This is a genomic window from Paenibacillus tritici, assembly GCF_018207515.1.
GTDB lineage: Bacteria > Bacillota > Bacilli > Paenibacillales > Paenibacillaceae > Paenibacillus_AQ > Paenibacillus_AQ tritici.
On sequence record NZ_CP073365.1, the window covers coordinates 3,668,800 to 3,681,292 of the forward strand.

At 52.1% G+C, this 12,493-nt stretch carries 9 protein-coding genes and 1 pseudogene; 8 read left to right on the forward strand and 2 right to left on the reverse strand.

The genetic code is table 11. The annotated features are described in order from the left end of the window. Nucleotides 1-622 precede the first annotated feature (622 nt). Nucleotides 623-1,915, forward strand: a complete 1,293-nt coding sequence (ltrA, locus tag KDC22_RS15725) for a group II intron reverse transcriptase/maturase (protein ID WP_211721745.1) — start codon at nt 623-625, stop codon at nt 1,913-1,915. Between the two features lie 540 nt (nt 1,916-2,455). Here the strand turns inward: ltrA and KDC22_RS15730 are convergent. Then, nucleotides 2,456-3,688 (reverse strand): MFS transporter, encoded by a 1,233-nt coding sequence (locus tag KDC22_RS15730; RefSeq protein ID WP_425517042.1) that lies wholly within the window; start codon nt 3,686-3,688, stop codon nt 2,456-2,458. Nucleotides 3,689-4,166: 478 nt separating this feature from the next. Here KDC22_RS15730 and KDC22_RS15735 point away from each other — a divergent pair, with 478 nt between their 5' ends. The 7 genes from KDC22_RS15735 (at nt 4,167) to KDC22_RS15765 (ending at nt 11,263) form a co-directional block, all read left to right on the forward strand. After that, the gene (locus KDC22_RS15735; protein WP_246553605.1) at nt 4,167-5,366 is read left to right on the forward strand and encodes a metallophosphoesterase; all 1,200 of its coding nucleotides are present in this window, start codon (nt 4,167-4,169) and stop codon (nt 5,364-5,366) included. A 279-nt stretch (nt 5,367-5,645) separates the two neighbouring features. Continuing rightward, nucleotides 5,646-6,092 carry a MarR family winged helix-turn-helix transcriptional regulator gene (locus tag KDC22_RS15740; RefSeq protein ID WP_211723733.1) on the forward strand — a complete coding sequence of 149 codons (447 nt, stop codon included), beginning with the start codon at nt 5,646-5,648 and terminating at the stop codon, nt 6,090-6,092. A gap of 117 nt (nt 6,093-6,209) precedes the next feature. Then, on the forward strand, nt 6,210-7,028 hold the full coding sequence (locus KDC22_RS15745; protein ID WP_211723734.1) for an NmrA family NAD(P)-binding protein: 819 nt from the start codon (nt 6,210-6,212) through the stop codon (nt 7,026-7,028). Nucleotides 7,029-7,113: 85 nt separating this feature from the next. Then, nucleotides 7,114-7,791 (forward strand): response regulator transcription factor, encoded by a 678-nt coding sequence (locus KDC22_RS15750; RefSeq protein ID WP_211723735.1) that lies wholly within the window; start codon nt 7,114-7,116, stop codon nt 7,789-7,791. A 38-nt stretch (nt 7,792-7,829) separates the two neighbouring features. After that, a complete protein-coding gene (locus tag KDC22_RS15755) occupies nt 7,830-9,176 on the forward strand; it encodes a sensor histidine kinase (protein WP_343222021.1) in 1,347 nt (448 codons plus the stop codon). 282 nt (nt 9,177-9,458) lie between these two features. Then, nucleotides 9,459-10,583: an ABC transporter permease gene (locus KDC22_RS15760; RefSeq protein WP_211723737.1), complete on the forward strand. Its 1,125-nt coding sequence runs from the start codon at nt 9,459-9,461 to the stop codon at nt 10,581-10,583. After that, a complete protein-coding gene (locus KDC22_RS15765) occupies nt 10,580-11,263 on the forward strand; it encodes an ABC transporter ATP-binding protein (protein WP_211723738.1) in 684 nt (227 codons plus the stop codon). Before KDC22_RS15760 ends, KDC22_RS15765 begins: the two co-directional genes overlap by 4 nt. 330 nt (nt 11,264-11,593) lie before the next feature. Here KDC22_RS15765 and KDC22_RS15770 read toward each other — a convergent pair. Beyond that, nucleotides 11,594-12,447: pseudogene (locus KDC22_RS15770) on the reverse strand (SDR family oxidoreductase). Nucleotides 12,448-12,493 lie beyond the last annotated feature (46 nt).

Sequence of the window (12,493 nt, forward strand, 5' to 3'; positions counted from 1 at the left end):
CAGAGAAGCGGCTAAGCGAAACCCGATTGAAGATGATACAAGCAATCTTTGAAGCATAAAAGGGCCTATAGGGCTCTTTTTTGATGGGCGTGCCCAGAGGCACGCATTATCTAGTTGGTGAAAGTCCAACCAAAGGAGGGACCAAGCTACCTTTGTAGCTAGGATGCTTGCACATGGCGAAATCTGTGTGTAAAAGCGCATCGACAAAAGTACTGGTCAGAGACCGGGCGAGCAACAATTCAGGCCGCAACATCAAGTGAATCCTGCCGCGTCGTCAAAAAGGCCCTGCAAAGGGGAACAGAGGGAGCCGAGTCCCGCTATTATGGACGAAGGCCAAGGAAACTGTGCAGAACTTGGAACAGCAGTGAAGAATCCTCCGGCGTAATGGGAACGGCATGGATTGAAAGATAATGCAGTGAACTGGGGAGACCCTCCCCCACACGGAAAATTTTTTTTTTTTAGGAACCCGTAAAGAGACGCTCTATAAGTCCAGAAGACGAAGTGAACCGTCTGTGGGAAGGGAGTCCGAGGGGCTTATAGTACCGAAGAACCTAAGGACAACATAACCTTAGGGAGGGAAGGAGCCCTGCTTTGTTTACGCTTTTGGAGGAGGTACGAGTGAGTGAATGCCAAACGGCTAACGACACCCAAGGAAAAAGTTCAAGAACTCCAAGAAAAGCTAGGTCATGCGGCCAAGGAGAACAACAAGCGTAAATTCCACGCCTTGTACGACAAAGTCTACCGGTGGGATGTGCTATGCGAAGCCTGGAAACGGGTGAAAGCGAATAAGGGAGCTGCGGGAGTGGATGCCGTAACGCTCGTTGAAATCGAGAAACAAGGAGTCACGAGATTTCTCAAAAGCTGTGAGCGAGAATTGAAAGAAGGCAGCTACCATCCGCAGCCCGTACGGCGGCACTATATCCCGAAGAAAGACGGGAAGCCAAGACCACTAGGCATCCCTACGGTACGAGACCGAGTCCTACAGATGGCAACCAAACTGGTGATTGAACCCATCTTTGAAGCAGATTTTAAAGAAGTCTCCTTCGGATTTCGCCCGAAGCGAGGTGCAAAAGGAGCACTGGAACGAATCCGGAAAGCCTGCAACCGCAAAGGAAATTGGGTAGTCGACGTCGATATCCAAGGTTACTTCGACAATATAAATCAAGAGAAACTCATGAAATTGGTACAGATGCGTATCAATGACAGACGGATTTTGAAGCTTATACGGAAGTGGCTTCATGCGGGAGTGATGGAAGAAGGAAAGGTACGGCGCTCCGATCTAGGGACACCCCAAGGTGGTGTCATCTCGCCACTGCTGGCGAATATCTATTTGAACTACTTTGACCGGTTATGGGAGAAACACGGAAGTGGGCTGGGAGAACTGACGAGGTATGCAGACGACTTCGTTGTGGTCTGTAAAACCAAAAAGGATGCAGAACATGCGTATGAACTCATCCGCACCATTATGGAACGTCTAGAACTCACGCTGCATCCGACCAAAACCCGCATTGTAGGTCTGTGGACAGGAGACGAAGGCTTCGACTTCTTAGGAATGCACCACCGAAAAACGAAAGCAGAAACCTCTCAAGGGAAGGTGTACTATACCACTCAGCAGTGGCTAACGAAGAGGGCAGAGGAACGCATCCGAGGCGTGGTCAAAGACAGATTAGCACCGCCTGGCATGCGCTGGAAATCGTTTGAGGAACACGTGGAATGGCTCAACCCAAAGATTCAGGGATGGAGAAATTACTATTACACGAACTACAGCCAAAAGAGGTTAGCGAAGCTGGATTGGTATATTCTGCAGCGATTTACCCGGTGGTATGCAAAGAAGAGACAACGGAGGAGATGGATGAGCTCATTCCCGGAGGTCAAGTATATGGCCAATAAGTGTGGACTAAAAACGCTATTGTAATCTGCATGCCCATGAATGACAAACATCGGAAAGCCGTATGAGGGAAAACCTCACGTACGGTTTGATGAGGAGGGGCTGGGTTGTACCAGCCCTTTACTCTAGTATAGGAAATTATATTACAGCCCGATGTGGATAAGAGGTGCATAGCGTGGGGAGAAGTGCTCTTTGAATGAGGAGGCCGTATGAGTAAATGAGGAACCTAGAATGCCGAATGTAATCGGAAAACCGAACACAATTGGATTGGGAGCACCGCGTAGGCCAAATGTAATCGGAAAACCGAACACAATTGGATTGGGAGCGCCGCATAGGCCGAATGTAATCGGAAAACCGAACACAATTGGATTGGGAGCGCCGCATAGGCCGAATGTAATCGGAAAACCGAATACAATGTGCTGCGCGAAGATCGTAGGCAGGATGCCCCATAAATGGGCAGATAGATGAGGGTGAGGTAGCTGGTAGCCATACGAGTTGTCTGGACCGCAGAGGTTCTTATAAGCTGGCGCCCCTTAATGTAACAGGGACACCAGCAGCAGATGTATTTTAGCGTCTGTGGTCATTTATCCTATCTAAATTACGAATCGACGGAAGCAACACGCACAGAAGGGCAATTCCAATCATGCAGACCCCTGACAGCATAAACCACGTATGAATTCCAATCCGATCCGCAAAAATACCGGACATGATCAAACCAACCGGCATGGCCAAGGAAGTAAGACTGCCTATCAAGCCAAACACGCGCCCCAAAAACTCTGGTGGAATTCGCTCTTGAATGAGTGCCATCTGTACTCCGCTGTAAAAAGGGCTGGAGAAGCCCATCAGCGCGCCGCATATCACAAAGATAACGAAGCTATGGACCGGCAATAATCCGGCAAGGAATAAGGCTATCCCCATTAGTGAAATAGAGCAAATAATACTTAGCGCACGCTTTTTGAAGCCGCCCCACACGCCGAGCACTAAGCCGCCTGCCAGCATCCCGCCGGCAAAGACGATTTCGACGATAGAAGCATGGGCTGCCGTGCCTCCGAAATAGCTCATACTCATTAACGGGAACAAGGCATTGATTGGCAAAAAGATAAACGCATACAGCGCACCGGTCCACAGCAAGGCAAATAATCCGGCCGACGCTCTGAGCGCAAGGTAGCCTGCCTTAGCTTCTTCGAAGAAGTTGCTAGCAGCGCTTCGGTCTTGTGCCTCCGGCTTCGGAATAGGAACCATCGCTACAGTGACACAGGCGAACAATGCACCCAGCACATCAATGGCAATAATCATCTCCAGTTCCCATGCCGCATACATAAAAGCACCGATGGCAGGACTTAGAATATAGCTTGCTGATTGCACCGACTGGGTATAACCTGCGCACTTCGTTAGCTGATCCTCTGGGACCAGCAGCGGCGTGACTGCACTCAAAGCAGGAGTGTGAAAGGCTGACCCGGCACTGCGGATGAGCAGTACTATCATCACGACCCATACCGGCAGCTCAATGGTGAGGGCGACTACCGCCAAGGCTACACCTGCGGCTGCAATAAACAGGTCTGCGCCGATCATAACCAGCTTCCGGTTCCAACGGTCAACCCATACGCCAATGATGGTTCCTAGTAGAGCTTGAGGTAAAAAGCCTGCCATTGTGGCCAGCGAGAGAACCATGGCAGATCCGGTGGTATCGGTTAGATACCAGATGATCGCCATTTGCAGAGCGGAGCTGGTGATCAGTGAAACCGCCTGTCCTGCCCATATTGTAAAGAAACTTCGTTTCCAATTTTGTTGGATCATCATTCATCATTCTCCCCGTATTTTTATTGTCCGTCTGGTTGGTGGGCAATAAAAAATACAGATCCAGGTCCACAATGCGGGCCTCAGATCTGCATTTATCACGGTAGAGAACACGGCGATACCGGGCATAGCCAAAAAACCTAAATAAGCTATACGGATCGCAATTCTATGTCCTTCAATCGTAAAAGAAGCAGCTCAAAAAAAGCCCACACTTGTGGATGAAAATCCGCTTTTTTATTGCCACTACTCCCAAACGACCGGAAAGAACATAGATGATAATCCTCCTAATTAGAAATATGCTTTGAATCTTACCATTGACCTGCTTCTGCTGTCAACTCAGCAATTCCACGCTCACACATCGTATACCCGCTTGTATTCTCAGGTTTATCCCAGTTCCACAGCACAATTTATACCTCCCGAATACTTTGTGTTATGATCTGAAGTAGATAGTATAGAAACTTACCTTAAGGGAGTGGATAGGGTGAAAAACTTGCGGATGCTGGCCGGGGCTGCGGTCATGCTGCTTGTACTTGGACTTGTGAATTTCTATATTGGATGGCATCTGTCGGTATTGCTTCAGGAATGGCTGCCGGGGATGAATATTGCTGTATACTGGTCTATATTTCTTGTCATTTCCTTCTCTTATCTAATTGGCAGAATTCCGCTGCCGCAGGCGCTGAAACCGGTTGGCCGGTTGTTCAAGGTAGCGGGCTCTTATTATTTGGCCTGTATGGAGTTCGCCGTGATCATGCTGCCGTTGACTGATCTGCTCTACGGAGTGCTGGCGCTTGCTGGCGTAGGACTGTCCGCTTTTGTGACCGAGGCTGGGGCTACCTTGCTGGCAATGCTGGCGATTTTCCTGATCTGGGGTTCACGTAATGCCTGGAGTACGGTAGTGAGAAGTCATCGGCTGAATGTTGACAAATCCATCGGAACCAGTGTACCGCTTACGGTAGCTGTAGCTTCAGACCTGCATCTGGGCAACATTGTCGGCAACCGCCATCTGCGCAGAATGGTCAAGGAGATGAACGCAATGAACCCGGATATCGTGCTGCTGGCGGGGGATGTGCTGGATGATAGTATTGAGCCTTTTATCCGCAATGGCATGGATCAGCAGTTGAAGCTGCTTAAGGCACGTTACGGTGTCTACGCGGTGCTGGGGAATCATGAGTATTATGGCGGTTCGATTGCACAGTACACCGAAGTGATGAAGAATATCGGCATTCAGGTGCTGCAGGATGAGGTTGTGGAAGTCTCAGGCGTCTACGTTGTGGGGCGCAAGGACAAGACTGCCGAAGCGATGGAAGCGGGCGGGCGGCTCAGTGTGGATGCTCTACTGGAAGGGGTTGACCGCACCAAGCCCATTATTATGATGGATCATCAGCCGACCGGCTTCGGGGTTGCTTCACAGGCTGGAGTAGATGTGCTGCTGTCAGGACATACCCACCGGGGGCAGATTGCTCCGAATCACTGGATTACCAGACGCCTGTTTGAACTGGACTGGGGATATCTGCTCAAAAACAAGCTGCATGTCATCGTCTCTTCCGGCTACGGAACCTGGGGACCGCCGATCCGGCTAGCCAGCCGCTCTGAGCTGATCAAGCTGGAAATTGTGCTGGAAGGCAGTAGGGGCTATGGCGAAGAACCGGTGTCACCTGCGGCGAAGCCTGTGTTGATCTGACGGCTGCTGAATAGGCGTGAAAATTTGGTTACCGTAAACCCTCTAGTCTTCCCAGGGAAGGTCAGGGGGTTTTTGGTGCAAATATAAGAATTTATATGTTGCACACGATAACTTGTCCTTCTATTTCTCGCTGAAACGGTACCGTCCTTTAAAAGGACCCAAAGCCGTTTCCACTTGGTGGAGGAAGTTGTGCGCATTCTTTTGACAATATCGGATAAATAAGCTACGCTTGATGTAAATATAGTTAAGCTATTAACTAAATGGAGCTGACAATAACCCATGGATGATTTACAGAAGTATGTACTGGAGCTGCCGCTTGCGAATGAGGCGTTCTTCGCCTTGATAGGAGCGACAGCAGGCGCCGTAGCCGTCTCCGAGAAATACTGGCAGGCTCAAGGGCTCAACGGGGCCAGAATCCGCATACTGGTTGAGATTGCGAAGCATGGAGGAACGATCCTGCCTTCGCTGCTTGCAGAGAGAATCGGGGTAACCAAAGCGAATATCAGCCTCCTGCTGACTCCGCTGGAGAAGGATGGCTATATTACCCGGGCCGGTCACGCGCAGGATGGGCGCAAGACGGTGATTTCGATCACCGGAGCTGGACAAAGGCTGCTTACGGAGCAGTTGCCGGGGAACCGGGAAGCGGTTGCGGCTGTCATGAACCGGCTGGAGGAAGAGGAGCTGCGGCTGCTGCTGGGGCTTTTGAATAAGCTGAGCAGAGTGTAGCAGTGTTGGAAATGTTCCGCTTGTCGAAAGATCGGTATTGTAATGGCGGCTGGAAGTATTGTTGCTTGTATACGAAGAGGTATTTCAATATGCACATTGGAGAGGAAGATATCAACTATGACGATTATGATTACGGGGGCCACCGGGCAATTGGGGATTCTGATTATGGAGTATTTGCTTGAACGTATCCCGGCGGGGCAGATGATTGCCGGAGTAAGAAAGCTGGAACAGGCGGCGCCTCTACAAGAACAGGGTATCGGGGTTCGGGTTGCCGATTATGATGTACCGGAATCACTGAATGAAGCTTTTGACGGGATTACACGGCTCCTGCTGATCTCCAGCTCGCATACGGATGATAATGTTCGTCTGGCTCAGCATAAACGGGTGATTGATGCGGCCGTGCAAAGCGGGGTCGGACATATCCTCTATACGGGTTTTGCCTTCTCACAGCGGAGATCCGATCCGGGCAAGCCGGATAATGTGCATACCCTGACGGAACAGGCGATTATGGAGTCCGGGTTGGAATATACCTTTTTGCGCAATGCCCTTTATATTGATTTCGTTGGGGTGCTGGGACTGAAGGAGGCGCTCTCCAGCGGAGAGCTGATTACGGCGCCGGGAGAGTGGAGGTTCAACTCGGTTGGCCGCCGGGACCTTGCCTTAGCTGCTACTGCTGCTGTACTTGGTGAAGATGGAGCAGGCAACCATATCTATGAATTGACCGCTCCGCAGACCTGGGATTTTGACGATCTGGCTGAAGTTCTGACAGAGGTTGCCGGGAAGCCGGTGGTGCACCGTCAGGATGACGGAATTCAGCACTGGATCTATGCTTTTATGAGCAAGCTGGATACTTCGTCTACCTCCGGGGATCTGGAGCGGCTGATGGGCAGACCCGTCACCCCGCTGAAGGACAGCATCCTTCCGTTTCTGGTGTGAAGCCAAGGGAGTTACTATTGTCTTCATGTGGCTTTGTTGCTAGTATGATGTCATTGATCAGGCAAGCCGGAGGGAGAGTATGTAGTTGAAAAAGATTTTGGTAGCCGACGACGATGTTCATATCCGTACGCTGCTGCGGCATGTGCTGACGAGAGAGGGATATCATACGGTGGAAGCCGGGGATGGCCGGGAAGCGGCGGCACGGATGAAGGAGCAGACGGTGGATCTGGCCGTGGTGGATGTGATGATGCCCCATATGGACGGCCTGGAGCTGTGTGCATACATAAGGGAGAACTATGATATCCCGGTGATACTGCTCACGGCCCGCCAGCAGCTCAGTGACAAGGAGCAGGGATACCTCAGCGGGACGGATGATTATGTAACCAAGCCGTTTGAGCCGGAGGAGCTGCTGTTCCGCATTAAGGCATTGTTCCGCCGCTATTCTATCGCCTCTGACGATCGAATCCGCCTGAACTCGCTGGTGATTGACCGGAAGAATTACGAGATTAGTGACGGAACTGAGGTGCTGCTGCTGCCGGTCAAAGAGTTCGAGCTGCTGGCCCAGCTGGCCCAATATCCCGGACGCCTGTTCACGCGTGGTGAGCTGATTGAGCTGGTGTGGGGGGCGGATTACGAGGGGGACGAGCGGACGGTGGATGTGCATATCAAGCGCCTGCGCCAGCGGTTCAGCGAATACCAGAACGATTTCACGATCCGTACCGTGCGGGGAATCGGCTACAAGCTGGATATGGTGAACGCATGAGGTCGCTTTATGTAAGGATGAGTATTATCTTCTGCTCTGTGATTATTATCAGCAGCGTGCTGGGGTTTCTGGTCTCCAATCTCTATTACCAGTCCCAGATCAAGCCGAAGAACGATGCCAAGCTGACCCGGATGGCCACCGGACTGCAGCAGTTCATTGAAGACCACCCGGATGCGACCGAAGAATATCTCCTGAGTACCGCTTCCCTGGGGTATAAGATGTATCTGGTCAATGCCAACGGGGAGGAGCGGTTCTACGGTCTGCCTTTCCGCAAAAATGACCTTCAGCAAGAGGATCTGCGCAAGGTATTAGCCGGAGAGATCTATCATGGCGTGGGTCATTTCCCCGGCCAGCTGTTCGTGACCGGTTTTTTCGATAACCAGCTTAGTAATTCAATTGGCGTGCCGGTTCATATCAACGGGGAGACCTATGCCTTGTTCATGCGTCCGGATGCCCAGGTGCAGTTCGGGGAGCTGCGGATCTTTTTTGCCGTGCTGATCGTAGTTATTATTCTGCTGAGCCTGTGGTTTGTGCTGATTAGTGCATTTCATGTGGTGAAACCCATTACCCGGCTGACCGAGGCCACCCTTAAGATCTCCAAGGGCAGGTACGACATTAAGCTATATACCGCCCGGCGTGACGAAATCGGCCAACTGGCATCCCACTTCATGACCATGAGCCGGGAGCTGGAGCGGACGAACCGGGCCAGACAGGAATTCGTCGCTAATGTCTCCCATGAGATCGAATCGCCGTTAACCTCCATCCAGGGCTTCGCCCATGCGCTCAAAGACGGCACCCTGCCGGAAGCACAGCGTCTGGAGTATCTTGCGATCATCGACGATGAGAGCCGGAGGTTATCCATGCTCAGCACACAACTGCTCACCTTGTCCTCTCTGGATTATGATGAGAATGCCTTGGAGAAGAGAAGCTTCGATCTGCGCGCCCAGCTGCGCCAGGTCATTCAGATTATGGAATGGCATCTTACGGAGAAGGAGCTTGCGGTACGGCTGCATGCAGCAGAGATAACGCTTTTGGGAGATTCCAATCTGCTCTATCAGGTATGGATGAATCTGGTGACCAATGCGGTCAAATACACCCCGGCCGGGGGGACGATTAGCATTGCAGCACATGTGGAGGGCCAGCAATGTATAGTAACCGTGACCGACAACGGTGCGGGCATTCCGGCGGAGCAGCTGCCGATGATCTTCGACCGGTTCTATAAAGTGGACCAGTCGCGCTCCCGTGAGCGTAACAGCAGCGGGCTGGGGCTGGCCATTGCCCAGAAGATCATCCATGCGCATAACGGGACGATTGAGGTGACCAGTACGGTAGGGGAAGGAACAACGTTTACCGTTACTCTGCCCTGCCGCCCAGCCAATATATAGATGGAGTAGACGTATTTAAAATAGATGAAAGCAGCGGAGGGGAATTTGGAACTGTAGGAGCGATAGCGTACGCCTTTGTTACCGGATTTCCACCGCGTATGACGGTATAAATCAAGAAATCTGGGAACAACAGCGGCCGAAAGTCCAATATTCACCGCAGTTGCGCATACCATCTGTTTTGGAAACGTCTATATTTCAATCTATATAGTGTAATTCTTTATTCATACTCCGTTCATCTTCACTCTCTAGACTGTAGTTATACAGATTAGAAGGAGTGGTTGTATGTTTTTGGCTCTACGGGAGATGAGGCACTCCAAAGCACGCTACAGTCTCATTATGGTGATTATGCTGCTGGTATCGTTCCTGGTCCTCTTCGTGACCGGACTGGCGAGAGGACTTGCCTATGCTAACATCTCCGCCTTGAAAAATATGCCCGCCAATTACTTTGTCGTGCAGAGCGATGCGGACCATACCTTTAGACGTTCCCAGTTAGGCGAGACGGAGCTGGCGGCTGTCCGGGCGGTAGCCGGAGAGGCGAAGGCGACTCCGCTTGGCGTGCAGACCAGTACCATTACCGCTTCCGGTGCTGATGTTAAGGCAGACATAACTTTTTTTGCCGTCGATATGACGGGGATGCTGGCTCCTGAAGTGACGGAAGGCACCGGGATTACGAATGAGGTTCAGGGGAGCGCAGTTGCGGATTCCAAGCTGGAGCAATCCGGCGTGACCATCGGCAGCACGATCCGCGATCAGGCCTCCGGCATGAGCTGGACGGTCACCGGCTTCGTGAAGGACAGCTCCTACAGCCATACCCCGGTTGTCTATATCAATCCGCTTGACTGGCAGGCGATGAAGCAGGGGGCGGTTCAGGGAGGCATTGCTGACAGTACAGGCAGTGCTCCTTATAACGTGATTGCACTGGATGTAACGGCGGCACAGGCCGATCAGATTGCCGGGCAACAGCAGGCTGTTGAGGTTATTACACAGAAGCAGGCAGTCGCAAGCGTTCCCGGTTATGCCGCCGAGCAGAATTCACTGCTCATGATGATTGTATTCCTGTTCGTGATTGCTGCCGTAGTTCTTGCTGTATTCTTCTATGTCATCACGATCCAGAAGACCAGCCAGTTCGGAATCCTGAAGGCGATGGGGACGAAGATGTCCTATCTGGCCTGGAGTGTAGTCGGTCAAGTCATGCTGCTGTCCGTAGCCAGTCTGGCGCTGGGCATTCTGCTTACGCTTGGGATGAATATGGGCCTGCCCGACACGATGCCGTTTGAGCTGGACGGACAGACGATGGCGATGACCAGTCTGCTGTTCATTGGCATGTCGCTGCTGGGTTCATTGATATCGGTGGCAAGAGTAGCCAAGGTGGACGCCTTGGAAGCGATAGGGAGGACTGGAGCATGAGTGCGAAATTAGTGATGAAGCAGGTGACCAAGACCTACGGGGACGGAGACGGGGCAATGACTGTCTTGAATAATCTGGATCTTACGGTGAACGAAGGCGAATTCGTTGCTGTGCTGGGGCCGTCAGGCTCTGGCAAAAGCACGTTTCTCTCAGCAGCCGGTGCCCTGCTCACGCCAACCCGCGGAGAAATCTTCCTTGACGGTGAATCGCTGCGTGACAAGGACAAAGGGGAACTGACAGAGCTAAGATTGCAGAAGATCGGCTTCATGTTTCAGAGCGCGCAGCTGTTGCCATTCTTGAAGGTGGAGGAACAATTGCTCTACGTAGCCAAGCTGGCGAAGCTCAGCACGAAGGATGCCAAGGTTCGCGCCGCCTATCTGCTTAAGCGTCTGGACATCTGGGAGCGCCGCCACCATTACCCCGAACAGCTGTCCGGGGGCGAGAAGCAGCGGGTGGCTATTGCCCGGGCCTGGATGAACAAGCCGGCGATCCTGTTCGCCGATGAGCCGACGGCCAGCCTGGATTACAGCCGCGGCCGGGAAGTGGTGCGGATGATCGCTGACGAAGTTCGAAGCGAAGGCAAGGCCGCCGTTATGGTGACTCATGATGAACGGATGCTGGAATGGTGCGACCGGGTGCTTCATCTGGAGGACGGTGTACTGGTCGAAGCGCATAGCTGAAGTTTGTTCGTTCATTTGAACTGAACCCTGGTGACGGGGTTCAGTTTTTTTGAATTCCTTTTTTGGATTCCCTTGAATTCCAGTGGGAAATTAAGAGTTGCCGATTAGCGACGAGTTCGGATGCCATAGCAGGGAAATAGTTGGATTGTCCACACTTGTTAATGAACCAATGGACGCATAACAACCAACAGTTGGAAAAACAGCATCTAAATTGTCCCATTTCATCCAATAAAGCCAATAGTAACGATAGGAGATGCTGTTTATCCACTTGCTTCCGTCAAACGCACAGAAATCGCCGGATTAAGATACATTATTCCACTTGCTGGCTGTTCACACTCCGGAATAGGCCATGAAGCCGCCATCCACCGGGACAGTGATGCCGGTAATGAATCCTGACATTTGCTCGTCTGCCAGCCAGAGCAAGGTGCCGAGCAGATCCTCCGGTGTGCCGAACCGGCGCATAGGCGTCTGGGAGATGATTTTGCGGGAACGTTCAGTCAGCTCGCCATCCGGGTCAACCAGCAGTTGTTCATTCTGGGTAGTGATGAAGAAGCCGGGGGCAATGGCATTCACCCGTATCCCGGATTCTGCCAGATGGACAGCAAGCCATTGTGTGAAGTTATTGATACCCGCTTTGGCAGCGCTGTAGGCCGGAACCTTGGTCATAGGCGAAGCGGCACTCATCGAGGAAATGTTAATAACGGAGGCTCCGGGCCGTCCGAGCATTTGCTTGGCGAAGATCTGGGTCGGAATTAAGGTTCCGGTCAGATTCAAGTCGAGGACACTGCGAAATCCGCTGACGGACAGATCGAAAAAGGAGACGATATCGGGATTCTCCAGATCACCGTCCTGCAAAGTCTCTTTGGTAGTGATCGCCGACGGCTGATTGCCCCGGCCCCGTTGATTAACAAGTCGCAGGGACCCCAGTGCCTGCGGATCTCATCGGCAGCCTGCTGTACATTAAGAGCATCCATGACATCACAGGCCAAAGACAGCGATTGACCGCCGCCGGAAGTGATCTGTGCGGCGAGAGCCGCTCCTTTGGCCTCCGTACGGTTCAGAATGGCGACCTTCGCGCCTTGACGGGCCAGCTCCAGAGCCATTGCGCTGCAGAGTGCCCCGGCCCCTCCGGTAATTACGACAATTTTGCCTGCTAGTGCAGGATGTAAAGCCAACTCAGACATAGTGATCCAACCTCTCTCTGGTGAAAGTATGATTCTGCGGATGGTG